At 72.6% G+C, this 23,756-nt stretch carries 19 protein-coding genes and 1 pseudogene; 9 read left to right on the top strand and 11 right to left on the bottom strand.

The genetic code is table 11. The features are described 5' to 3' along the window. The 8 genes and pseudogenes from ACE7GA_RS07765 to tsaE form a co-directional block, all read right to left on the bottom strand. Nucleotides 1-468 (bottom strand): (2Fe-2S)-binding protein, encoded by a 468-nt coding sequence (locus tag ACE7GA_RS07765; RefSeq protein ID WP_376097974.1) that lies wholly within the window; start codon nt 466-468, stop codon nt 1-3. 149 nt (nt 469-617) lie between these two features. After that, nucleotides 618-1,580 (bottom strand): Bug family tripartite tricarboxylate transporter substrate binding protein, encoded by a 963-nt coding sequence (locus tag ACE7GA_RS07760; protein WP_376100157.1) that lies wholly within the window; start codon nt 1,578-1,580, stop codon nt 618-620. A gap of 73 nt (nt 1,581-1,653) precedes the next feature. Then, nucleotides 1,654-1,857 carry a hypothetical protein gene (locus tag ACE7GA_RS07755; protein WP_376100155.1) on the bottom strand — a complete coding sequence of 68 codons (204 nt, stop codon included), beginning with the start codon at nt 1,855-1,857 and terminating at the stop codon, nt 1,654-1,656. Nucleotides 1,858-1,994: 137 nt separating this feature from the next. Further along, nucleotides 1,995-5,117, bottom strand: a pseudogene (gene addA / locus ACE7GA_RS07750) (double-strand break repair helicase AddA); the annotation flags it as partial. Beyond that, a complete protein-coding gene (addB, locus tag ACE7GA_RS07745; protein WP_376097971.1) occupies nt 5,078-8,074 on the bottom strand; it encodes a double-strand break repair protein AddB in 2,997 nt (998 codons plus the stop codon). The gene addB and the pseudogene addA, both read right to left, overlap by 40 nt. Nucleotides 8,075-8,283: 209 nt before the next feature. Then, nucleotides 8,284-9,009: a nucleotidyltransferase family protein gene (locus ACE7GA_RS07740; protein ID WP_376097968.1), complete on the bottom strand. Its 726-nt coding sequence runs from the start codon at nt 9,007-9,009 to the stop codon at nt 8,284-8,286. After that, entirely contained in the window at nt 9,006-10,007 is a 1,002-nt protein-coding gene (locus ACE7GA_RS07735; protein WP_376097965.1) for an aminoglycoside phosphotransferase family protein, read from the bottom strand. The genes ACE7GA_RS07740 and ACE7GA_RS07735 overlap by 4 nt, the downstream gene beginning before the upstream one ends. Further along, on the bottom strand, nt 10,004-10,462 hold the full coding sequence (gene tsaE, locus ACE7GA_RS07730; RefSeq protein WP_376097962.1) for a tRNA (adenosine(37)-N6)-threonylcarbamoyltransferase complex ATPase subunit type 1 TsaE: 459 nt from the start codon (nt 10,460-10,462) through the stop codon (nt 10,004-10,006). Before tsaE ends, ACE7GA_RS07735 begins: the two co-directional genes overlap by 4 nt. A gap of 97 nt (nt 10,463-10,559) precedes the next feature. Between tsaE and ACE7GA_RS07725 the strand changes: the two genes are divergently transcribed. From ACE7GA_RS07725 to ACE7GA_RS07705, 5 genes are read left to right on the top strand one after another with little or no spacing between them, the layout of a single operon-like run. Further along, complete coding sequence (locus ACE7GA_RS07725; RefSeq protein WP_376097959.1) at nt 10,560-11,579, top strand: NAD(P)/FAD-dependent oxidoreductase; 1,020 nt, start codon at nt 10,560-10,562, stop codon at nt 11,577-11,579. Next, the gene (locus ACE7GA_RS07720; protein WP_376097956.1) at nt 11,572-12,255 is read left to right on the top strand and encodes a glutathione S-transferase family protein; all 684 of its coding nucleotides are present in this window, start codon (nt 11,572-11,574) and stop codon (nt 12,253-12,255) included. Before ACE7GA_RS07725 ends, ACE7GA_RS07720 begins: the two co-directional genes overlap by 8 nt. Beyond that, on the top strand, nt 12,252-13,079 hold the full coding sequence (locus ACE7GA_RS07715; protein ID WP_376097954.1) for a VOC family protein: 828 nt from the start codon (nt 12,252-12,254) through the stop codon (nt 13,077-13,079). Before ACE7GA_RS07720 ends, ACE7GA_RS07715 begins: the two co-directional genes overlap by 4 nt. Beyond that, entirely contained in the window at nt 13,076-13,840 is a 765-nt protein-coding gene (locus ACE7GA_RS07710; RefSeq protein WP_376097952.1) for an FkbM family methyltransferase, read from the top strand. Before ACE7GA_RS07715 ends, ACE7GA_RS07710 begins: the two co-directional genes overlap by 4 nt. After that, nucleotides 13,840-14,904, top strand: coding sequence for a glycosyltransferase family 4 protein (locus tag ACE7GA_RS07705; protein ID WP_376097950.1), 1,065 nt, complete (start codon nt 13,840-13,842; stop codon nt 14,902-14,904). The genes ACE7GA_RS07710 and ACE7GA_RS07705 overlap by 1 nt, the downstream gene beginning before the upstream one ends. Here the strand turns inward: ACE7GA_RS07705 and ACE7GA_RS07700 are convergent. The 3 genes from ACE7GA_RS07700 to purD form a co-directional block, all read right to left on the bottom strand. Next, the gene (locus ACE7GA_RS07700; RefSeq protein WP_376097948.1) at nt 14,885-15,571 is read right to left on the bottom strand and encodes a YjbF family lipoprotein; all 687 of its coding nucleotides are present in this window, start codon (nt 15,569-15,571) and stop codon (nt 14,885-14,887) included. The two genes, ACE7GA_RS07705 and ACE7GA_RS07700, sit on opposite strands and share 20 nt — an antisense overlap. Before the next feature lie 161 nt (nt 15,572-15,732). Continuing rightward, the gene (locus tag ACE7GA_RS07695) at nt 15,733-16,572 is read right to left on the bottom strand and encodes a hypothetical protein (RefSeq protein ID WP_376097946.1); all 840 of its coding nucleotides are present in this window, start codon (nt 16,570-16,572) and stop codon (nt 15,733-15,735) included. After that, nucleotides 16,569-17,837: a phosphoribosylamine--glycine ligase gene (gene purD / locus ACE7GA_RS07690; RefSeq protein ID WP_376097944.1), complete on the bottom strand. Its 1,269-nt coding sequence runs from the start codon at nt 17,835-17,837 to the stop codon at nt 16,569-16,571. Before purD ends, ACE7GA_RS07695 begins: the two co-directional genes overlap by 4 nt. 142 nt (nt 17,838-17,979) lie before the next feature. Between purD and xseA the strand changes: the two genes are divergently transcribed. The 4 genes from xseA (at nt 17,980) to ACE7GA_RS07670 (ending at nt 23,729) form a co-directional block, all read left to right on the top strand. Beyond that, nucleotides 17,980-19,584 carry an exodeoxyribonuclease VII large subunit gene (xseA, locus tag ACE7GA_RS07685; RefSeq protein WP_376097942.1) on the top strand — a complete coding sequence of 535 codons (1,605 nt, stop codon included), beginning with the start codon at nt 17,980-17,982 and terminating at the stop codon, nt 19,582-19,584. After that, a complete protein-coding gene (locus ACE7GA_RS07680) occupies nt 19,581-20,405 on the top strand; it encodes a M23 family metallopeptidase (RefSeq protein WP_376097940.1) in 825 nt (274 codons plus the stop codon). Before xseA ends, ACE7GA_RS07680 begins: the two co-directional genes overlap by 4 nt. Nucleotides 20,406-20,439: 34 nt before the next feature. Beyond that, nucleotides 20,440-20,637, top strand: a complete 198-nt coding sequence (locus tag ACE7GA_RS07675; protein WP_376097938.1) for a hypothetical protein — start codon at nt 20,440-20,442, stop codon at nt 20,635-20,637. Between the two features lie 446 nt (nt 20,638-21,083). Further along, on the top strand, nt 21,084-23,729 hold the full coding sequence (locus ACE7GA_RS07670; protein ID WP_376097936.1) for a M10 family metallopeptidase C-terminal domain-containing protein: 2,646 nt from the start codon (nt 21,084-21,086) through the stop codon (nt 23,727-23,729). The last annotated feature ends 27 nt before the right edge of the window (nt 23,730-23,756 follow it).

Below are 23,756 nucleotides of genomic sequence, written 5' to 3'. Positions count from 1 at the left end.
TCAGGTCCTCTCCAGCGCGCGGGCCGCGTCGTGAATGGCGGCGCGGATGCGGACATAGGTCGCGCAACGGCAGAGATTGCCGGCCATGGCGCCGTCGATGTCGGCGTCGGTGGGCTTGGGAACTTCGCGCAGCAGGGCGACGGCGCTCATCACCTGGCCCGACTGGCAGTAGCCGCATTGCGGCACGTCGCGCGCAACCCAGGCTTCCTTGACGGCCTCGGCCTCCCGTCCCGCGACGCCTTCGATCGTCGTGACCTCCCGACCTTCCAGCGCGGAGACGGGGAGGGAGCAGGAGCGCAGCGGCGTTCCGTCCAGGTGCACGGTGCAGGCGCCGCATTGCGCGATGCCGCAGCCGAACTTCGTGCCGGTGAGGCCGGCGGCCTCGCGGATGACCCAGAGCAGGGGTGTTTCGGGCTCGGCCTCGACGCGCATCGCGCGGCCGTTCAACTTGATGTCGTAGGCGGGCATGCCCGGCACCTCTCAACGGAAGATGCCGGTAAACATGTATCAACCGAGACGATCGGTGGAAGCGAAAGAAGCCTGCCCGGATGGGCAGGCTCCTCACCAACGCGCGAGCGCCGTGACATCGAAGTGTCACGACATGGCGGTGACCGGTGCTACTGCACGCGGATGTTCCGTGCGCGGATGACGTCGCGCCACTTCGCGTTCTCCGCGACGTTGTAGGCGTTCCACTCCTCCGGCTTCATGGTCTCCGGCACCGTGGCGAGGGCGGCGAGACGTTCGCGCGTGTCGGGAGCGGTGGCCGCGGCGACGAAGAGGCCGTTCAGGCGCTGCACGATCGGATCGGGCGTGCCGGCCGGGACGAGGACGGCGATGTGCTCCGCGACCTCCACGTCGTAGCCCTGTTCCTTGAACGTCGGGATGTTCGGCGCGACGGGGGAGCGCTGCGCACTGCTGATCGCCAGCGCGCGGAGGTCGCCGGACTGGATGAGCGGCAGCACGCCGGACGCCGCCTGGACGATCATCTGCGCTTCGTTCGCGAGCGTCCCCTGCACCGCGGGCGCGCCGGCGCGGTAGCCGACATCGGTCATCGTGATGCCCGCGGCGTTGAGGAACAGCTCCGTCGCGAGGTGAGTCGAGGAACCGGTTCCCGAATTGGCGTAGACCATGCGGTTGTCCGGGCGCTTCGCGGCTTCGACGAACTGCGCGAGCGTCTGGTGCGACGAGGCCTTCGGCACGCAGAGGATCATCGGCTGGGAGGCGATCAGCCCGACGCCGGTGAAGGAGCGGTCGTTGTCGTAGGGCAGTTGGTAGAGATGCGGCGCCATCGCGTAGGTGGACACCGTGCCGACGAGGACGGTGTAGCCATCGGGGCGCGACCGCGCGACGGAGGAGAAGCCGATCGTGCCGTTGGCGCCGGCGCGGTTGTCCACGACGAAGCCGCGGCCGGTGTCGCGCGTCAGGCGCTCGGCCAGGATGCGGGCGACGGCGTCGGTGGAGCCGCCGGCAGCCCAGGGGACGACGAGGGTGACGTTGCGCTCGGGGTAGGTGACCTGTGCAAGCGCCGCGGCTGGCGCGAGGGCAAGTGTTGTGAGGCCGAGGTGGCGGCGGGTGATCATGCTGGCGTTCCCCGAAGATTGTTCGTTCTGGCGGCGCATGGTGTGCGTCAGGCGCGGGTGCCGTGCAAGCTGATCAGGCGCGCGGCGCGTGGGGGTCCAGCACGGCGTCGGGCAAGGACATGACATGGCCGGACCAGGTCCAGACGAGGGCGCATTCCACGCGGCGGCCGGGCCAGGCGGCGCGGAGGACGGCGCGGTAGGCGGCCATCTGGCGGAGATAGGCCGGCGACACGTCCTCCGCCTGCGTCGGCGGGGGGCGGTTGGTCTTGTAGTCCACGACGACGATGCGGTCCGGGCCGATGCACAAGCGGTCGACCTGCCCCGCGATGGCGCGGCCGCCGATGGTGCCGGCGAGGGGGCTTCGGCGAGGGATCCCGGGGCGAAGGCGTCTGGGAGCGCGGGGTGTTCGAGGACACCGCGCACCTCGCGCCACGTCGCGTCCTGTTCCTCCTCGGTCAGGCCGTGACCTGGGCGGGCGAGGTGGCGGCGGGCGATCGCCTCGCGAGCGTCCTGCGGGTGACCGGGGAGGAATTGCAGCAGGGCGTGGATGAGTTGGCCGCGGCGGAAACGGCGGCCGCCGGGGTCGGCCGCGCCGTGCGGGGCGGCGGCGGGGCCTTCCTCACCCTCGACGCGGGACGGGGCGATAGGGTCCTCGCTCGCCTCGGGCGGGGCGGCCTCGGTGGCCCAAGCGGGGAGGCGTGCGGCCTCGGCGCGGATGACGGCGGGTTCGGGCTTCGGATCCACGGCCTGCGGGCAGCGGATGTGCCAGCCCTCCTCGCCGAAGAGGCCGGCGCCGGCGTAGCCGAAGCCCGTGGGATCGAACGGCACGCGCGCGTAGCCATCCTCGCCGCGTTCATGGCCGCGGAAGAAGCCGTCCTTCACGCATTGGTGCCAGGGCGGATGGGGCGTCGCCTTGGCCGGCGCGATCCCGCAGACGATCAGCCGATCCTCCGCGCGGGTGAGCGCGACGTAGAGCAGGCGGTTCTCCTCCTCGTTCGCCGCCTCCTCGGCGGTGTCCTTCGCGCGGCGCCAGGCCTGGGCCTGGAACTCCTTGCGCGGCGCCCAGAGGGGGATGGCAGGCTGGTTCGCGCCCGCACCGCTGCTGCCCGTCCACATCAGACTGTCGCGCGCGCCGCCACGGCCGATGTCGGGAATGATGACGACGGGGGATTCCAGACCCTTGGAACCGTGCGCGGTCATGATGCGGACGGCGTCGCCGGCGTTCTCGGCCTCCCGCTTCACCGTCGCGCCGCCGGCGCGGAGCCAGTGCAGGAAGCCTTGCAGGGAAGGCGGGTTCCTCGCCTCGTACCGGAGGGCGGCGGAGAGGAGTTCGTCCAGCGCTTCGGCGGCCTCGGCACCGAGGCGGGCAAGAAGGCGGGCGCGGCCGCCGCCCTCGCCGAGGACCTCGCTCATCAGCGCGTGGGGCGTGACGTAGTCCGCGCGGTCGCGGAGGTTCGCGATGAGGTCGGCGGCGCGGCCGAGCGGGGTTTGCTGACCGCGGTGGACGAAGAGGGCCGACCACAGGCGGCCCTCGCGGCCGTGGCAGACGGAAAAAAGTTCGTCCTCGGTCAGGCCGATCAGCGGCGACTTCAATACGGCGGCGAGGGAAAGATCGTCCTCCGGCAGCAGCAGCACGTCGAGCAGCGCCATGACGTCGGCGACGGCGATCTGGTCCACCAGCTTGAGGCGGTCCACGCCGCCGACCGGCACGCCGCGGAGTTTAAGGGCGGAGACGAGCAGTTCCACGAAACGGGTGCGGCGGCGAACGAGGACCATGACGTCGCCCGGCCCGATCGGGCGGTCGCCGCGGGCGGGCAGGGTTTCGTGCCGGATCATGTGGCGGATACGGGCGGCGAGGGCGTCGGCGAGCTGCGCTTCCGCGTCGCCGGCGCTGACCGGCGTGTCGGGGACGAACCAGGCGGGTGGTTCGTCCTTCGTGGGGCGTTCCAGCAACGGCCAGATCTCGACATGGCCGGCGTGACCCGCACGGTCGGTGGAGTGCTCCAGGCGGATCTCACCCTCCACGACGCCCTGGCGCGCGGGCCCATCCTCGAAGACGCGGTCGACGAGGGACAGGATGGGGGAGCAGGACCGGAAGGAGACGGAGAGTGGGACGGGGACGAAGGTGCCGCCACCTTGTTCGATGAGGGTCTCGAAGGTGGTCTGGCGGTTCAGGAACCCCCGGGCATCGGCACCCTGGAAGCCGAAGATGCTCTGCTTCGCGTCGCCGACGGCGAAGAAGGTGCGCGCGCCCGCTTCCCGCGTGCCGGTGCCGGCGAAGAATTCCTGCGTGATCGCCTCGGCGATGCCCCATTGCGCGGGGTTCGTGTCCTGCGCCTCATCGAGCAGGATGTGGTCGAGGCCGCCGTCGAGCTTGAACAGCACCCAGGCAGAGCCGGGGTCCTTCAACAGCGCCTGGGCGCGCGCGATCAGGTCGTCGAAGTCCAGCGCGCCGCGGCGGGATTTCCGCGATTCATAGTCGCGCAGCACCGGCCGCGCGGCGGAGAGAAGCGCACCCGTCGCGGCGCGAAGGCGGTGCGCGGTGCGGCGCACCTCCAGTTCCATGAGGCGCGCGCATTCCCGCGTGAAGCATTCATCCGCCTTCACCAGCGCAGCGCGGGGCGTGCCCTCGTTGGTGTGGAGGCACGACCACCATTCATCGGGCGAGCGGTGCTCCGGCGGATGGGACAGCAGCGTCAGCATCCGCGTGCCAAGGTCGCGCGCGGTCTTGGTCTTGTGCTCGGCCAGCAGGCGGGCGGCGGCGACGACCTCGTCGGGCGGGGCGCAGAACTGCGCGGCGACGTCGTCCTCGCATTCGCCGTCGGGCAGGCCGAGACAGCCATGAAGAAGCGTCGCCACATCCTGCGATCCGGCGAGGATCGGCTCGACACGCGTCCGATGCTGGTTCAGGTCGCGGATGACGCGGCCCAACGCATCGGCCGAGATGAGGCGCGAGAGGGCGCCGAGCGCGTCTTCCTGGATGGCGCCACCGGCGAGCGCGGCTTCGCGCGCCTCGGCCAGCAGGGCGTCGCTGTCCGCTTCCTCCAGCATCGCGAAGCCCGGTGGCAACTGCGCTTCCAGCGGGAAGGATTGCAGCAGCGACTGGCAGAAGGAGTGGATCGTCAGGATCCGCATCCCGCCAGGCTGTTCCAGCACGCGGCAGAAGAGGCGGCGCGCGGTGGCCAGCTCGGAAGCCGTCGCCCTCTCGCCGATGACTTTTTCGACCTCCTCCCTCAAGGCTTGGTCGGACATGGCGGACCACTGCCCCAGGCGCTTCGCGAGCCGCGTCTGCATTTCCGCTGCCGCGGCCTTGGTGAAGGTGAGGCAGAGGATGCGGCCGGGCTCCGCGTCCTCCCGCAGCAGCAGGCGGAGGACGCGGTCCGTCAGGACCTTGGTCTTGCCCGATCCCGCCGAGGCGCCGACCCAGGCGGATATGCGGGGGTCGGAGGCGGTCTGCTGCGCGATGGTTGCGCGTTCGCGGGCATGCAGCGCCTCGTTCACGCGTCGCCCCCGTCGCCTGCGACGGCGCCGCCCCATTCGCGGATGCGGGAGAGGTGGTCGTATTCATCGCCCTTCGGCGCGCGGGACGGATGGGGGCGCGCGAGGAAGGGACGCTTGGAGAGGAGGAAGGACCGGACGAGGTTGTCCACCTGGATCAGCGTGTCCTCCGTCACCTCCTCCAGCGCCTGGCCCTTGGGCTTGAAGACGTGGACGGCCCCGGCCTCCCACCCGCCGGAGACGTGCCAGTGGGCGAGTTCGGAGACGGCCATCGCCGGCACACCGTCGAAGGCGCCGCGCGCGGCCATCGCGGCTTCCAGCGGCAGTTGCGGTGCGCGGCCATCGGCCATCTGCGCGTGGGACGGCGGCGTACCGGTCTTGAGGTCGAGAATGGCCAGCGTGCCGTCTGTCAGGACGTCCACCCGGTCCGCGCGGCCCTGGATCGTGACGCCGCAATCCAGCGTCAGGCTGCCCGACACCTCCGCGCGACGGGTCGTGACGTGGCTCCGCGCGCGCTCCGTCGTCAGGACGAAGTCGGCGATACGCGACAGGCGCGGACGCCAGTAGGCGACGAGGCCGGGGCGCGGCGCGATCTCCTGGAGCGCGTGGTCCATCGCGACAGCGAAGTGGGCCACCGCCAGCTCGCACCACGGGTCGCCGCCGCAAAGCGTCAGCCAGCGGGCGACCATCGTGTGGATGAGATTGCCGTAATCCGCCGCATCCGCGTCGGCGTCGAGGTCGTCCAGCGGCTGCAGCCTCAGCACCCGCTTGGCGTACCACGCGTAGGGGTCCGACTTCATCAGCCAGACATCGGTGACGGAGAGGCGGCGCGGCCGCGCGGCGACGGGTGGGTTCGGCGCGGGGCGGGCGCAGGGGCGCGCTTCATCGGGCATGTCGAGCAGCGTGGCCCAGCCCGCGGCCGGCGAGGGTTCCAGCCCGACGAGGCCCTGGCCGCCGAGGAAGGTTTCGGTGCGCGTTATCCAGCGCGCAGGCACGGTCGGCGCACCGGCGCGCTTGCGGGCGCGGGACAGCGTCGTGCGCGGGGCCGAGAGGGCGGAGAGGAAGAAGTCGGAACAGACGCGGCCGATGCGGCATTCCGGCGCGGGCAGGCCGAATTCACGGCGCATCGGGCGGCTCATCCAGGGGCCGGGGTCGGTGGCGAGCGGCCAGACCGACTCCTCCAGCGCGCCGAGGACGACGCGGTCGAAGGATTGCAGCCGCGCTTCCAGCAGGCCGAGGATCTGCACGCGCGGGTGGCTGCCGCCCTTGCGGCCCCGCACGCTGCGCACGCCCGGGGCGAGCGGGCCTTCCAGCAGCGCGTCGAAAAGCGGGGGCCAGGCATCGGCGCGCAGCGGCGGAAGTTCCGCCATCGCCGGTTCGAGGCCGGCGAGGTGCTGCGCCAGCGGCTCGCCTTCCTCTCCGGCGTAGAGGCGTTCGGCGCCGGGCTGCGCGTCCGTGGCGCAAAGGGCTTCCGCGGCTTCGAGGTGCGCGGCCAGCAGGTCGGCGGCGGGACGGACGCCCGGCCCGAGTTCGGCGAAGTCGCCGAGCGCGGCTTCCAGCGCGTCCAGCAGCGCGCGGGCGCGGTCGCGCAGGTCGGTGTTGCGTACCGGCGCGATGGCGGCGCGAAGGCCGGCAAGGCCGGGCGCCGGTCGGGGGCCGCGCAGCGCGGCGCGCTCCAGGTCCCGCGCCGCGCGCGTCCAGTCGCCGCGCGCCATCCCGCCGGCGCAGAGCGGGTGCTTCAGGCAGGCGAGCAGCGGGACCGGCGCGAAGCGTTCCTCCACCATTCGCGCGACGAGTCGCAGGAAGGCGCCGGCCGGCGTGGTGCCGAGGGGCTGGCCCGCGGAATCGTCGGCGATGACGCCGTGACGCAGCAATTCGACCTGCACGCGCCGCGCGAGGTCGCGGTCCGGCGTGATCAGGGCAGCGCGGGCATTTGGGGTTTCGAGGGCTTCACGCAGCAGCAGGGCGATGGCAGCGGCCTCGCCGGCCTCGTCCGGTGCGGTCAGCAGGTCGAGGCCCGGCAGGGCGGGGCGCCAGCGTTCGGGTTCCCGGTCCTGCCAACAGGCGATGGCGGGTTCGGGACGCAGCGCGCGGGCGAGGAGTTCGGCCCGTAACGCCAGCGGGTCCAGATCCTCGCGTGGCGTGCCCGGCCAGGGGCGCAGATCGTCCGGGACGATGCCGAGCGTGCGGAGCAGGCCGGCGGTGCCGTGCAGCGGGTGCGAATGGGCCTCGCAGAGGTGGTCCCACATGTCCCGCGGCACCGTCTCGCCGCCGCCGTGCAGGATGACGGCGCCGCGCGGCAGGTGGGCGACGACCCGAAGAAGCTCAGCCGCGGCGGGGATCGTGCCGCCGGCGCCGATGCCCGCGACGATCACGGGATCGGCTGGCGGGTCGTCGCGCCAGGCGCGCGCCTGGGCTTCTAGCGCGGCGACGCGGCGCGGGCCGATGTCCATCAGGCCCTGACGGTCCAGCCAGGCATTCCAGTCCTGGATGATCGCGACGAGGAACTTGTGCGTCAGTTCCCAGTGCCGTGCGAGGTCGCCGGCGACGAGGTCCGGGATCGTCGCGGGGTCGCAGCCTTCCAGCGCCGTTTCGTCGAGCAGGCGCGCGAGTTCGGCGGCCAGGCGCCAGGCCTTGTCCGGCGTGTCGGGACCGCCGAAGCGCGGGGGGATGTGCATCACGCGCTCGGCCAGGACGGCGAGGCGGCGGGCCGCGTCCACCGCGGGCGGCTGGTCGAGCAGGACGGGGAGCGACAGCTCCTCCCCATCCTCCGTGGACAGGCCGGCGAGGGCTCGGAGACGAGGCAACAGGAGCGCCTCGCGCCCCGCGGCCTTCAGGAAGGCCTCGCGCAGCGACCGCGCGGCGCGGCGGGTGGGGAGGAAGATGGAGACGCGCGCAAGGGCGGCGGGATCGGTGTCCTCCCCCACCAGCGCGACGACGCCGCGCGCCAGGTCATCCAGGAAGGGTCGGTGCGCCGGGATCTCGAACAGGTTCAAGCCCGGCCCCCTCCCTCACCCCATGCGTGGATCCCGCGGCGGAGCATACACACTTCCCCGCCGCCGTTCACGGCCGCGGCCGTCGCGTTGGGAAGCCACCCGCACGAAACCGGCTGCCCCTGCGTCGCACGCCCGACGGGCGACGTGCTCCGGCGACACGACGACGCCCGCGCGGACTCCGCCATTCCCCCTGACCGGCAGCGTGAGTGCTAGAACAACTTCACCAGCCCCGTGTCCAGCATCCTCTCCGCCCGTTCCAGGTCCGGCGGTGTCGAGAGGTGGAACCAGGCGCCGTCGTGGACGAGGCCGTAGAGACGCCCGGCCTCGATCGCGCGGAGCCAGGGTTGCATGAGGCCGAAGCGGCCGGGGGCGCAGCCCTCCAGCAGCGAGGACGCCATGATCTGCACGCCGGTGTAGACGTAGGGCGCGATCTCCCTCTCCTTCGGACGACGGACGCGGCCGAGCGGGTCGAGCAGGAAGTCGCCCGTCCCGACCTCCCCGTTCACATGGGCGGAGCGGACGAGGAGGAGGAGCGCATCCATCCGCTCCGGCTCGAAGGCCGCGGCGAGGCGGAGGAGGGCGGGCGTGGGACCGTCGAGCCAGTAGGCGTCGCCGTTCACGACCGCGAAGGGGCCGGCACCGAGGCGCGGCAGGGCGTTCAGGATGCCGCCGCCGGTTTCCAGCAGGTCGGGTTCCACGACGACCTCGCAGCGCGGGCGCGCGCGGGTCGCGACGGCGGCGACGATCTGGTCGGCCAGATGATGCGCGTTGACCACGGCGGTCCCGATGCCCGCATCGTCCAGCCGGTCCAGCGCGTGGTCCAGCAGCGTCCGGCCGCGCAGGGTCAGCAATGGCTTCGGCGCCGCGTCGGTCAGCGGCCGCATGCGGGTACCGAGGCCGGCGGCCAGCACCATCCCGTGCGTCAGGTGGATCATGCGGCGGCCCTCGGGTTGGCGCGCTGATATCGCGGAACCTCCGAGTCGAGGAAGCGCGCCAGCGGCGCGGTCGCGGGGTGTTGCAGGGCGGCGTCCAGCAGCCGCCAGCAGCGGGGGCCGTGGACGAGGTAGCGCGGCTTGCCGTCGCGCCGGTCGAGCCGGACCCAGAGGGCGGCGACCCGCAGGTGGCGGACCGCCGCCATCGCCGCCATCGCCGCGCGGAACGTTGCGGCGTCGAGTTCGGGGCGGAGGGAGAGGTAGCGGTCCAGCGCGGCGTCCCGGACCTCCGGCGCGACGTCGCGGCGTGCGTCCTCGAGCAGGGAGACGACGTCGTAGGCCGGGTGGCCGACGGCCGCGTCCTGGAAGTCCAGGATGCCCGTCGCGCAGACGCCTGGGCGGTCCAGGCGCATGAGGTTGGCAGGGAACCAGTCGCGATGGACGAAGGCCGTACCCTCGAAGGGGGCGATGGTGTCGCGGATGGCGGCGGCGAAGGCGTCGCGCCGGGTGGGCGTGGGGGCAGTGCCGAAGGCCGCGGGCCACCACCAGTCGAGGAAGGTGGCGGCCGCCGCGCGCGACATCGCCGCGCCGTCCCACGGCGGCAGGTCCGGGGGTGGTGGTGCGGCGTGCAGGACGGCCAACGCCTCAATCGCGGCGAGGTAGAGGGGCGTCGGGTCCGCGCCCGCGTCCAGCAGCGCGGCGTGGGTGTCGTCGCCCAGATCCTCCAGCAGCAGCAGGCCGCCCGGCGGGTCGGCGGCTATGACCTCGGGCGCGGAGAGGCCGAGGCTGCGGAGATGGGCGGCGATGTCCACGAAGGCGCGCAGGTCCGCCTCGGCCGAGGCGAGGCCGACGGCGGCGGCCTCCGACCCGTCCATCAGGATCGCGGGATGCGGGCCGCCGCGGAGGCGGAGGTAGCGGCGGTGGCCCGCATCGCCCGGCAGCGGGGCGGGGGTGGCGGCCCGGTAGCCATGGGCGGCGAGGAAGTCGGCGACGGCGGTCACGGACGGAGGGAAGCCATGCGGTCGGGATTCCAGCCGGAGAAGGTGGCGCGCCGGGCCTCCGGCGCCTCCCCGAAGGCGAGCGTGATGCGGAGGGAGTCGGGCGGGGCAAGGTCGCCCAGGCGGTCCGGCCATTCGACGAGGACGACGCCCTCCCGCGCTTCCTCCCAGCCGAGTTCGCGCAAGCCGGCGGGGCCGTCCAGGCGATACAGGTCGAAGTGATGCGCGGGGCCCGCCGGGAGGTCGTAGGTCTGGACGAGGGTGAAGGTCGGGGAGGGCACTTCCAACGCCGGATCGCCGGCGGCAGCGCGCAGGACGGCGCGGGCCAGGGCTGATTTCCCCGCGCCCAGCGGCCCGTCCAGCAGCACCGCATCCCCCGGCCGCAGCACCGCCGCGAGACGCGCGCCGAGGGCGGCGGTCGCGGCCTCGTCGGGCAGGTCTAGGGTCAGGGGTGGCATGCGGGGCGGGGGTATGGCGCGGGTCGCGGGGGCTGAACAGGCCGCCCCGCGCCCCCGACCCCTTCCCCTCCCCGTCCCCCGCCGTATGTCGCGGCGCATGACCGCCCACATCGAGACCGACGTCGCCATCATCGGCGCGGGCCCCGTCGGCCTGTTCGCCGTCTTCGAATGCGGGATGCTGCGGATGAAATCCGTGGTGATCGATGCGCTCGACGCGATCGGCGGACAATGCGCGGCGCTGTATCCGGAGAAGCCGATCTTCGACATCCCCGCGCACCCCCGCGTGTCCGGCGCCGACCTGATCGAGCAGCTGCGTGAACAGGCGCAGCCCTTCGACCCGATATACCTCACGGGCCGCCGCGTGGAGCGGCTGCTGGAGGAGGACGGGCACTTCACGCTCGGCACCAGCGCGGGCGACGCGATCCGCGCCAAGGCCGTGATCATCGCCGCGGGCGCCGGCGCCTTCGGACCGAACCGGCCGCCGCTTCCGGACTTGGAGCGCTACGAGGCGTCCGGTGCCGTGCGCTACATGTGCTCGCGGCGGGAGGACTTCCGGGACAAGCGCGTGGTCATCGCGGGCGGCGGCGATTCCGCGGTGGACTGGGCGCTGTCGCTGAAGGAAATCGCGGCGAAGGTGATCGTCGTGCATCGCCGGCCGAAGTTCCGCGCCGCGCCGGAATCGGTCGCCCAGTTGGAAGCGGCGGCGGCGCGGGGCGAGGTCGAGATGGCCATTCCCTACCAGCTGCACGGGCTGAAGGGCGACGGGGCGCGGCTGTCCCACGTCACCCTCGCGACCCTGAAAGGGGAGGAGCGGGACGTCGAGGCCGACTTCCTCCTCGCCTTCTTCGGGCTGTCCATGGAACTCGGCCCGATCGCGGAATGGGGCCTCGGCATGGACAAGCACCACGTGGCCGTCGCGCCGGCGACGCTGGAGACCGACCGTCCCGGCATCTACGCGATCGGCGACGTCGCGACCTATCCGGGCAAGCTCAAGCTGATCCTGCAGGGCTTCTCCGAGGCGGCGATGGCTGCCCACGCCATCCATCCCCGGATCTTCCCGGGCGAGGCGCTGCATTTCGAGTATTCCACGTCGAAGGGTGTTCCCGCGCATGCCTGAACAGAGGGGACGTGAAGGCCGGCTCGTCATCGGGACGAAGCGCTACTCCTCCTGGTCCATGCGCGGCTGGCTGGCGGTGCGGCTGGCGGACCTGGATGTGGAGGAGGTGCTGATCCCTCTCGCCGGCGGCGGGGGGACGGCGGCGCTGAAGTCCGCGACCCCAGCGGGGCTGGTGCCCTACCTCGAACACCGCGGGGCCCGGGTGTGGGAAAGCCTCTCGATCGCAGAATACTGCGCCGAGCTCGCGCCCTCGCTCTGGCCGCAGGACCGCGCGCTCCGCGCCCTGCTGCGAAGTGCCGCGAGCGAGATGCATGCGGGATTCCGCGCGCTGCGCCAGAACATGCCCATGAACCTCGGCCGCGACTTCTCGGGGCGCGGGCGCACGGTCGAATCCATGGCCGACGTGGCGCGGGTGGAGGCGCTCTGGGCCGAATGCCTCGACGCGACGGGCGGGCCTTTCCTGCACGGCGCGGCGTTCGGCGTGGCGGACGTGATGTACGCGCCGGTGGTCACGCGCTTCCTGACCTACGCGCCGCCGGTGACGGGGCGCTCGCGCGGCTACATGGACGCGGTGCGCGCCCACCCGCTCGTCGCCCGCTGGTACGACGAGGCGGCGGCGGAGCCCGCTTCCTGGCTGCTGCCCCACTACGAAGCCGGGCCGGGCGCGACGCCTTGAGCGGCGCGACGGGCCTCGACCATGTCGGGCTGCTGACGCGCGACGGGCCGGCGCTCTGGGGAGTCTACGAACGGCTGGGCTTCACGCTGACGCCGGTGTCGCGCCAGTCGAACGAAGGCGGGCCGCTCGCGACCGGGAACCGCTGCGCCATGCTGCGGCACGGCTACCTCGAACTGCTGGCGCTGATCGAGCCCGCCCTGCCGGACAACGGCGTGGGCCGGATGATCGAGCGCTTCGAGGGCGCGCACATCCTGGCCCTGGGGATGGAGGATCCGGAGGGGAACCTCGCCCGCCTGCGCCGTGCCGGGTTGGAGATCGCGGGGGTCGCGCCGCTCTCGCGCCCGGTCACCGATGACGGCCCGGTCGCGCAGTTCGAGCGCCTGCCGCTGCCCGACGCGCCGGAGGGGCGCGTGCAGCTGGTGCGGCACCTGACGCCCGATCTGCTGTGGCAGCCTCGATGGACCGAGCACGCGAACGGCGCGACGGAACTGCGGGAGGCGATCCTCGTCGCGGACCGTCCGGCGGAGAGCGCGGCGCGGCTGTCCCGCCTCGCTGGCCTGGCCCTGGAACCCGACCGGGATGGCGGCTTCGCGCTGCCCCTGCCGAACGGCCGCGTGCGCGTGCTGGCCCCGGAGGTGTCGGCCGTGATCCTGCCCGGGGTGGAGATGCCGTCGCGGCCAGCCATCGCCGGGATCGTGCTGGGCACCACGGATGCGGGGACGACGCGCCGGCACCTCGGCCACCTGCCGCTGCGGGAGACGCCGGCGGGGGTAATGGTGCCGCCGTCGCACGCGGGCGGCGTGGCGCTGGTCTTCGCGCGATGACGGCCCATGGCACCCACGGCGCGCGCGGGGTCGGACGGTCGCTGCGGGTCTACTACGCGCCCGGGCGGGCTGCGGCGCTGGACGCCTTCCTGTCGCGATTCGTAGGTCCGGGGGACCTGGCCTTCGACGTCGGCGCGCATGTCGGCGACCGGACCGCCTCGTTCCGTCGCCTCGGCGCGCGGGCCGTCGCCGTGGAACCGCAGCCCTCGCTCCTGCGGGCGCTGCGGCTGATCTTCGGGCGCGATCCCGGCGTGACGCTGGTCGCGGCCCTGGTCGGCCCGGAACCGGGCGAGGGCGTGCTGCGCCTGAACACCGCCAATCCGACCGTCGCCACGGCCTCCGACGCCTTCGTTGCCGCGGCGGATGGCGCGGCGGGCTGGGAGGGGCAGGTCTGGGACGCGGAGATCGCGCGGCCCGTCACCACGCTCGACGCGCTGATCGCAGCGCATGGGGAGCCGGCCTTCGCGAAACTGGACGTGGAGGGCTACGAGGCCGAGGCGCTGGCCGGGCTGTCGCGGCCGCTGCGCTCGCTGTCCTTCGAGTTCACGACGATCCAGCGGGGTGTGGCGCGGGAATGCCTGGAACGGCTCGCATCGCTCGGCCCGTACCGGTTTAACGCCTGCCTCGGCGAGGACATGCGGCTGGCCCTGCCGTGCCCGGTGGACGCGGGGGCGATGGCGGAATGGATCGGCGCCCTCCCGCATGAGGCGAACAGCGGGGACGTCTATGCCTCGCTCGATGCGGCGCGGGTCGCTCCCTGATGCAGGCCTCCGCGGCCTTCCAGCACCTGGGCTTCGCGCTGCTGCTCGCGGGCTTTTCCGCCGTGCTCGTGCGGCTGATGATCGCGTTCCCCATCCTGGACGACCCGGCGCGCCGGGCCGCGACGGCGCATACCGTGCCGACGCCCAAGGGTGGGGGCGTCGGCATCGTCGGCGCGTTCATCCTGGGAATGGTCGTCCTCTACGGCACCGCACGCTTCGCGCGGATCGCGGATCCCGAGTTCGTCGGCGTGATCCTCGCCGCGCTGGCGATCGCCACGGTCGCGTTGGTGGACGATCTGCGTGACCTTCCGGCCAGCCTGCGCCTGCTGGCGCAGAGCGCGGCCGCCCTCGTCGCGATGGGGACGGGGCTGGTGATCCATCGTCTTGCCCTGCCGTGGATCGGCGTCGTGGAGCTCGGCTGGCTCGGGCCGTTGCTGACGCTGTTCTGGATCGTCGGCTGCACCAATGCCGTCAACTTCATGGACGGGATGGACGGGCTGGTCGGGGGCACGCTGCTGGTCGTCTGCGCGGCGCTCGCCGTGATCGCAGCGGGGCAGGAGGGGTGGTTCATCTATGCCGCCGCCCTGTTCCTGGCGGCGGGGCTGGCGGGCTTCGTGCCCTTCAACCTGCACCCGGCACGGATCTTCATGGGGGATGTCGGGGCGCAGTTCCTCGGCTTCATTCTCGCCGTGCTGGCGGTGGCGGCGTCGCGCTTCGATGCCTCGGGCATTTCCTTCCTCATCGTGCCGCTGCTGCTCTTCGCGATCCTGTTCGACGCGGGGTTCACGTTGCTGCGCCGCGCGGCCATACGGGAACGGCTGGCGGCGGCGCATCGGACGCACCTGTACCAACTGGCGCAGCGCGCCGGCATGGGCGTGCGGTCGGTTACCGCGATCCATGGGGGCTTCGTGCTGCTGCATGCCGGGCTCGCGCTCGTCTTCCCGCTGCTCCGGCCCGGGCTGAAGCCGTTGGTCGTCGTGCCGGCGCTGGTCGTGCAGTTGCTCTGGCTGGCCTATGTCGCGGCCCGGGTGCGCCGCGCGGGCCTCACGTGGCGGGCGGGGTAATGACCTCGACGGTCATCAGGCGGTCGTCGATCCCGACCCACTGCTCGGACCGCCAGACGGCGCCGGTCGCAGGGTCGGCCCAGAAGCGGTTCACGAAGCGGGCACCGCCGCCGCAGCGCTCCTCGACGTAGAGGGCGTCCTCGGCCAGCGCGGCGCGTAGGCGGCATTCGAGGGAGACGCCGAAGCGCATCCGCTGCGGGTCCCGCGCGCCGGTCATCAGGTCAACGAGACGCCGCGCGGTCGCGGGCTGGTCGAGCAGCGCCGTCGCGGAGGCCAGCGGGTCCGGCCCGTCGAAGCGCGTCGCCGCGACCCAGGTGGAGAGGCCGGCCGTCGCGACGACGCGCGCGCCGTCGGTACCCATCACCGTCCCGTCCGCCGAGCGCCAGAGTCGCTGCTCCCCGTTCGCCTGGAGGAGGGTGAACACCTTCCGCTGGCTGCCGTAGGAAACGAGGAGGGAGGGGCCGCCCGGGACGGTGTCGCCCGGCTCGTCCAGGTTGCCCTCGGGCGGGTCATAGCGAGGGGGCTCCGCATCCCCGCCCGGCAGGGGCGGAAGGAGGACGGCGAGACGCAGGGCATTGCCGACGAGGCGGCCGGCCTCCCGTGCCGAGCGCGAGTCCTCGCAGCCGCAAAGGAGGAGGGAGAGCAGCAGGAGAGGCAGGACGCGCATCGAGCAAGAATAGGCCCGACCTCACGATTCTGTGAAGGTGGGGGCGGCGGTCGCGCGGCCCGGCCGTCAGGCCCAGGGCAGGCCGCCCGCTGCTGCGCCGCGGCCCGTCGTGACGGTGCGGGCGACCGGGTCCCAGCGCCAGCCATCCGCGGGCCGGACGGTCACGCCGCCGACGAACCGTGCGGCGGGGACGTGCCGTTCCTCGCCGGACAGCACGGCTTCCCCCGCGGCGTCAGGGCGTGAGGCGGGTCGCGGGTGATCAGCCGGCCGGTGCCGCCGCGCAGGCGTGCCAGCACGTCGCGGAGGATCAGGTCGGTCAGGTGGAAGGCGGGGTCGGACAGCCCGAGGCGCTCGACCAGCGCCGCCTCGCTCCGCGCGCCCTCCGAGACGGCGCGGAGCACGAGGCGTTCGGTGAGCGCCAGCCCGTCGCTCGTCCAGGGCAGGTCCTGAAGGTGCCGGCGCAGGGCGCGCGCCATGTGCGGGAAGGGCAGCGAGCGTCGCGACAGGGCGTCCAGCGGCGTGGGATCGGAGGCGGTGAAGGCACGCCAGGCCTCAGCCCCCGCCTCGACGGCCGACCAGGGGAGCGGTTCGGGGTCCAGCGCGTCCCGTTCGTCCTGCGGCAGGTGCGCGAAGGGGCGCAGGCCGTCGGAGGGCATGAGGAAGAGGCGGCCCGCCAGGGCGGGCAGGTCGGCGAGGAGCGACAGGACCCGCAGCAGCACCGCCTGGTCCCAGAGGTCGCCTTCGAACCACAGGAGCACGCGGGCGTAGCGGGTCAGGCCGCGCAAGGCGGCGTATTCGGTGCCGAGACGGGCGCGCACCGCGCCGACGTCGTGCGCGTAATGCGCAGCGACGAAGCCCGCGCGGGTGGAGACATAGGCCGGGATGGGCTCGTCATGGACGGGGCCCTGGCAGACGGGGTCGGCGATGCAGAGGTAATCGCCGGGGATGCGGCTGCGGAGGTCGTCTCCGCAGCGGATCGACGCCGTCGCCTCCTCCGTCACAGCGCGCGGCTCCCGATGTCGCGGCGGCAGAAGCCGTCGGGCCATTCCACCGCGTCCACGGCGGCATAGGCCGCGTCCCGGGCGGCGCGAAGCGTCGGGGCGCGGGCGCCGATGCCGAGGACGCGGCCGCCCTGTGCTACGAGGGTGCCGTCCGCGCGCCGCGCCGTGCCGGCTTGGAAGACGCGTGCCCCGGGGATCGCGGCGGCGCGGTCGAGGCCCGCGATCGTGCCGCCCTTGGCCGGCGTGCCGGGATAGCCCCGGGCCGCCATGACGACGACGAGGGACGGATCGGCGGACCAGCCGAGCGCGAGGTCGCGCAGCCGGCCGCGGCAGGCGGCGTCCAGCGCCGCGAGGAGGTCGCCGTCCAGCCGCATGAGGATGGCCTGGCATTCCGGGTCGCCGAAGCGGACGTTGAATTCGATGAGGCGTGGTCCGGTCGCGGTGACCATCAGGCCGGCGAAGAGGACACCGCGGAAGGGTGTGCCGCGGCGGGCCATCTCGGCCAGCGTGGGGTGGATGATGCGGTTCATCACGTCGTCGCGCATCGCGTCGTTGAAGACCGGCGGCGGGGAGTAGGCGCCCATGCCCCCGGTATTGGGACCGGTGTCGCCGTCCCCGACCCGCTTGTGGTCCTGCGCCGCGGCGAGGGGGACGGCGTCGGTGCCGTCGCAGAGGGCGAAGAAGGAGACCTCCTGCCCTGTCAGGCACTCCTCGATCACGACGGTCGCGCCGGAGGCGCCGTGGACGCGGGCCTCCATGATGTCGGCGATCGCCGCCTCCGCCTCCCCGACCGTCGCGGCGACGACGACGCCCTTGCCGGCGGCGAGGCCGTCCGCCTTCACGACGATGGGGGCGCCCTTGGCGCGGACGTAGGCGCGGGCGGCGGCGGGGTCGTCGAAGCGGGCCCATTCCGCGCCGGGGACGCCGGCGGCGGACGTGACCTCCCGGCAGAAGGCCTTGCTGCCTTCCAGGCGCGCGGCGGCGGCGGAGGGGCCGAAGCAGACGATCCCCGCGGCCGCGAGGGCATCGGCCAGCCCGAGCGTCAGCGGCGCCTCGGGCCCGACGACGACGAGGTCCGCGGCGTTGTCGCGGGCGAAGGCGACGAGGGCGGGGATGTCCTCGACGCCGATCGGGACGCATTCCGCATGCTCGGCGATGCCGGGGTTGCCGGGGGCGGCCCAGAGACGGGTGAGGAGGGGAGAGGCCGCGATGCTCCGGGACAGCGCGTGTTCACGCCCCCCGCCGCCGACTAGCAGAACCCGCATCCGCACCCCCGCCCCGAAGCGGGCGGCGTGATGGCACGGCCGGCGCGGGGTGCCAACGCGACGTGCCAAGGCGGGCTGCCAAGGCGGAATGGCGGGGTAGGGTGCCAAGGTAGGGTCGGGGGCGTTACCCTGGCCCGGACCGATGCCCGACACCCCCGCCAGCAACGTCCCCGAATACTCCGTCGCCGAGCTCTCCGGCGCGGTGAAGCGCACGCTGGAATCCGCCTTCGGGCGGGTGCGGGTGCGCGGCGAGATCACTGAGCTGAAGGTCTATCCCTCCGGCCATACCTACCTGACGCTGAAGGACGAGGCCGGGACTCTGCGGGCGATCATCTGGCGCGGGTCGCTGCGCGGCGGTGTAAAGCCCGAGAACGGGGTCGAGTTCATCGCGACCGGCAAGATCACGGCTTCCGACAAGCGGTCGGACTTCGCGCTGGTGATCGAGCGGCTGGAATACGCCGGCGAGGGTGCGCTGCTCGCGCGGATCGAACTGCTGCGCCAGCGCTTCGTGCAGGAGGGGCTGTTCGACGAGGCCCGGAAGAAGCCGATCCCGTTCCTGCCCGACGTCATCGGCGTCGTGACGAGCGAGAAGGGCGCGGTCATCCAGGATATCCGCACGACCATCGCGCGGCGGTTCCCCCGCCCGATCCTGCTCTACCCCGTGCAGGTGCAGGGGGCGGGGTCGGCCGAGGCGGTGGCCGCGGCGATCGCGGCGATGGGGGCGCTCTCGCCGCTCGGGGCGGTGCGGCGGCCCGACGTGCTGATCGTGGCGCGTGGCGGCGGGTCGCTCGAGGATCTGATGGCCTTCAACGAGGAGGTGGTCGTACGCGCCGCGGCGGCCTGTCCGATCCCGCTGATCTCCGCGGTGGGGCACGAGACCGATACGACGCTGATCGACTTCGCTTCCGACCGGCGGGCACCGACGCCGACGGCGGCGGCCGAGATGGCGGTGCCGGCGCGCGAGGAACTGGCGGCGGCGGTGCATCAGCGGGGGCTGCGGCTCGGGCAGGCCGGGGCGTCGGTGCTGAACCGGGCGCGGCTGCGGCTTTCGCGTGCCGGGGCGGGGCTGCCGGACCTGCCGGGGATGCTGCGCGCGGCGCGGGACCGGCTGCACGACCGTGGGGAGCGGCTGCGGCTCGCGCCACGATCCCTGCTGGCGACGAAGCGCCGGGCGCTGGAGAATGCGGCGGGGCGTCTGCCGCGGCCGCAGGAGGCGATCGCCGCGCGGCGCGCGACGCTGGATCTGCTTGGGCAGCGAGCCGGTGCGGCGACGGCGCGGCTGATCGCGCGGCAGTCGAATGCGCTGGCCCGCGTGCCCGACACGCGTCCGTTGCTGCGTGCGCGGCTTCGCGACGCGACGGGGGCCTTGGGACGCGCGACGGACCGGCTGGCCGGGGCGGCGCGGGCGGACCTGGCGGAGCGGTCGGAGGCGCTGGCGCGGGTGCCCGATCCCATGCCCTACGTGCAGGGGCAGTTGCGCACCTGCCGGGCGTCGCTCGGCGGGCTGGCGGCGCGGCTGGAGGCCGCCTCCTATCAGTCGGTGCTGGACCGCGGCTTTGTCCTGGTGCGCGACGAGTCCGGCGCGGCGGTGACGCGGGCGGCGGCCGTGGCGGCGGGCGCGCGGCTGTCCGTACAGTTCGCGGACGGGACGGTGCAGGTGACCGAGGGTGAGGGAACGCCGTCGCGCGGCGCGGAGGAGAAGCCGAAGCGCGCGGCGAGGTCGAAGGACCAGGGAAGCCTGCTGTGATCGGACGTCGCGCCGCGCTGGCGCTGCCCGCCCTGCTGGCCGCACGCCCCGCGGCGGCGCTGGTGCTGCCCGAGCGGATCACGCAGGGGATGCTGGTGGTCGGGCGCGCGCCGCGCGGAACCCGGGCCGCGGCCTTCGAAGGGCGGGCGATCCGCGTGGCGCCGGAGGGAACGCTGGCGTTCGGGACGGCCCGCGACGCAGGGCCGGAGGCGACGATCACCCTGACGAATGCCGAGGGGCGGCCGGAGACGCGGCGCATCACCGTGATGCCGCGGCAATGGGACATCCAGCGGCTGAACGGCATCCCCGACCGCTTCGTCTCCCCGAACGCGGAGGCGATGAACCGAATCCGCGCCGAGCAGGAGAGGCTGAACGCGGCGCGGCGGACGGATACGCCGGTGCCGCACTTCGCCGAGGGCTTCGCCTGGCCGGCCACGGGGCGGATCAGCGGGATCTACGGCAGCCAGCGCGTGTTGAACGGGCAGGCGCGGGCGCCGCATCTCGGGCTAGACGTCGCGGTGCCGACAGGGACGCCGCTGGTCGCGGCGGCCGCGGGGCGGGTGACGCTGGCGGAGGACCTCTACTTCACCGGCAACACCATCCTGATCGAGCACGGGCACGGCATTACGACCTTCTACGCCCACATGTCGCGGATGGACGTGCGGGTCGGGCAGGAGGTGTCGCGGGCCCAGCCGATCGGGCTGTCCGGCGCCACGGGGCGGGTGACGGGGCCGCATCTTCACCTCGCGCTGTTCTGGTTCAACGTGGCGCTGGACCCACACCCCGTGCTGCCGGGTGGGCTGACGGAGGGTTGGCGTTAAGCCGGGATTTACGTCCCGTCCCGATCATTGGGACATGTCCACCACGCTGATCACGCACGCTGCCCCGCCCATCATCGCGGTCTTCGCGGATGAGGACGTCGCGCTCGACGCCATCGCGGCGGAGCAGGCGACCCTCATCACCTCCCCTGCCCCGGGGGTCGTTGTCGTGCGTCCGCGGGCAGGGCTCCGCGAGCGGCTCTACGCGGCCGGGGCTGCCATCGTCGTCGCCTGACCGGACGGCCGCGGCTCGCAGCGGTCGCCGGATGCGCACTGAAACCTGCTTGGGTCGCGGTGCTACTGTGACATCACGGACCTGTGAGCAATCTTATCAGGAATATAGAGACAGAATTCGGGTCGCAGGACTGTTTTTCTGCGAAAAGAGTTGTGCTGCCGGCCCGTCATACACGTGAAACTTGCAGTCATGACCTCGCCAAAGTAACGGGAACGTGATCTCAAGGTTTCGTGATCACGAGTCCAGCAATGGCTTACATCGCGCAAGCGTAATGAGCTCCGGTCAAAGTATCGTCTTCCTTCCGGAACAAGTTACGGATCGCGATGGAACCGCCGTCCCGCGACGGCCTGCCTGACGGAGGATCGGCCTTCCCGCCGAACCTCCCTGCCGGAATGAGTGGAGCGCCCCCGAGGGATCGCTGACCTCCCTTCGGAAGTGGCCATGTCATGACAAGCGTGATCGCGGTGACCCGGACGGGGAACCAAGACATTGACGGCATCCTCGATGGCGTCGCCTGGGATGTCAGGCAGCTGACCTTCAGCTTCCCCACGGTCGTCTCCGCCTACCCCACCGGCTACGGCATCGGCGAGACCGGCACCTTCGGCGCGATGAGCGCGGTCCAGCAGTCCGCCGTCCGCGGCGTGCTGACCGCGGTGGCGTCCCTCACGAACCTCGACTTCGTCGAGAAGAGCGGGAGCGAGGCGCCCGCCGCCGAACTTCGCTTCGCGCTGTCCGACAAGCCGTCCACCGCCTGGGCCTACGACCCCAGCCCTTCGCCGATCGGCGGTGACGCGTGGTTCCACAAGACGGGCGGCCTCTACGCCGCGCCGGCGCGCGGCAACTACGCCGGCTACATCTTCCTCCACGAGACCGGCCATACGCTCGGCCTGAACCATGCCCATGGGGGAGAGGGGCTCGGCGACATGACGGCCGAGCATGACTCCATGGAATATTCGATCATGAGCTACCGGAGTTTCGTCGGCGCGGGGACCTCCTCCGTCACGAACGAGACCTGGGGCTACGCCCAGACCTTCATGATGTACGACATCGCCGCGCTGCAGCGGATGTACGGCGCGGACTTCACGACGAACGCCGGCAACTCGGTCTACACGTGGAACGCGGCGACTGGGGAGATGTCGATCAACGGCGTCGGACAGGGCGCGCCGGGTGGCAACCGCGTGTTCATGACGATCTGGGACGGCGGCGGAAACGACACCTACGACCTGTCGAACTACGCAGGCGGCGTCAGCATCGACCTGCGGCCCGGCGAGTGGACCACGACCAGCTCCGTCCAGAAGGCAAACCTCGGCGGCACGAAGTACGCCGCGGGGAATGTCGCCAACGCGCTGCAATACAACGGCGACGCACGGTCTCTCATCGAGAACGCGACCGGCGGCGCGGGCCAGGACACGATCTTCGGGAACGACGCCGCGAACCTGCTGGATGGGCGCGGCGGCGTTGACACGGCCGTGCTGTCCGGCAGCAAGGCGGAATATGCCTTCGCCGGCACCACGGCGAACTTCACGGCCGCGCGCGGTGGCGTCGCGGACACGCTGCTGAATATCGAGTTCGTCAAGTTCCTCGATAGCGGCGAGACGGTGGACGTGGCCACCCTCGGCCTCGCGGGCGTGGCGCCGCCTTCGCCTCCGCCGCCACCGCCGCCGGGCGGCAGCACGGTCGTGCTCACCGCCACCGGCGTCACGGGCACGGCGGGCGACGACGCGGTGCCACTGGTGACGGTGGTCTCCGCCTTCCTGGCCGACCTCGGCGACGGCAACGACCGGCTTACGCTGTCCACGGCCGGGGCAAACACGCTGATTGTCTCAAACGTCGAGACGATCACGGGCGGCTCCTACGCCGATACCATCACGCTCGCCACGGCGCTCGTCGGCGGCACGATCAGCCTCGGCGCCGGCAGCGACCGCCTCAACCTGTCGTCGGCCGGCCCGAACGACGTGACCACGACGAGCGTCGAGCTCGTCGTCGGCGGTTCGGCGGCCGACCGGGTCGTGGCGGCGGGTCCGGCCGCGCGGCTGGAGGGCTGGGGCGGCAACGACACGCTGCTCGGCGGCGCGGGGAACGACACCCTCGTCGGCGGCGGCGGGAGCGATCTGCTCGACGGCGGGGCGGGCTCCGATCTCGTGCTGCTGGACGGCAAGCAGTCGGACTACGTCTTCGCCGGCACGGCCGCGGGCTTCACCGCGACCGCCGGCGGCGTCACCGACACCCTTCTCAACGTCGAGTCCGTGAAGTTCGTCGGCTCGGGCCTGACGGTGAGCGTGAGCGGCCTGAGCTTCTCGACGGCCGAGGCCGTGGCGGCACCGCCCGCATCGTCTCCGACCTCGGGCGTCATCAGTGCCGGCAGCGTCACGGGAACCGCGGGCGACGACACGATCACGCTGACGAAGGCGGTCTGGGGCTTCGATGCGGACCTCGGCGGCGGCAAGGACACGCTCATCCTGTCCTCGGCAGGGTCGAATTCGCTGACCGTCGCGAACATCGAGGCGATCACCGGCGGGTCCTACGCCGACACCCTCACGCTGAAGACGGCGCTGGCCGGCGGCACCATCTCGCTCGGGGCGGGGAGCGACATGGTTACCCTCTTCTCCGGGGCGAACAACGACGTGACCGTCAACTCCGTCGAGACCGTCTATAGCGGCGCGGGGAACGACCGCATCGTCAATTCCGGGCCGGGCGCGCGGCTGGAGGGCGCCGGGGGTAAGGATACGCTCGTCGGGGGGAGCGGTGCGGACCAGCTCTATGGCGGGGCCGGGGCGGACGTTCTGAACGGCGGCGGCGGTGCGGACCGGTTCATCTTCAAGGCGGCGGAGTCGACGGCGGCCGCGCCGGACCGGATCACCGATTTCGACGGGGCCACCGACCTCCTTGTCTTCTCCGGGATGCAGAAGGGTGGGTTCGACTTTCGCGGCGACGCCGCCTTCACCGCGACCGCGCGGTCCGAGGCGCGTTTCGACGAGACGTCACACCTGCTGAGCGTGGATGTGAACGGAGACGGCACGGTAGACATGGCGGTGATCCTGGACCACGTGGCGCTCGCTTCGCTCTCGAAGGCGGATTTCCTCTGGACGTGAGGCCGGCCGATCCGGGCTTGCCGTGCT

Source organism: Roseomonas sp. CCTCC AB2023176 (genome assembly GCF_042259275.1).
GTDB lineage: Bacteria > Pseudomonadota > Alphaproteobacteria > Acetobacterales > Acetobacteraceae > Roseomonas.
Note: the sequence above shows the minus strand (reverse complement) of the source record. Positions and strands in the feature narration are given on the sequence as shown.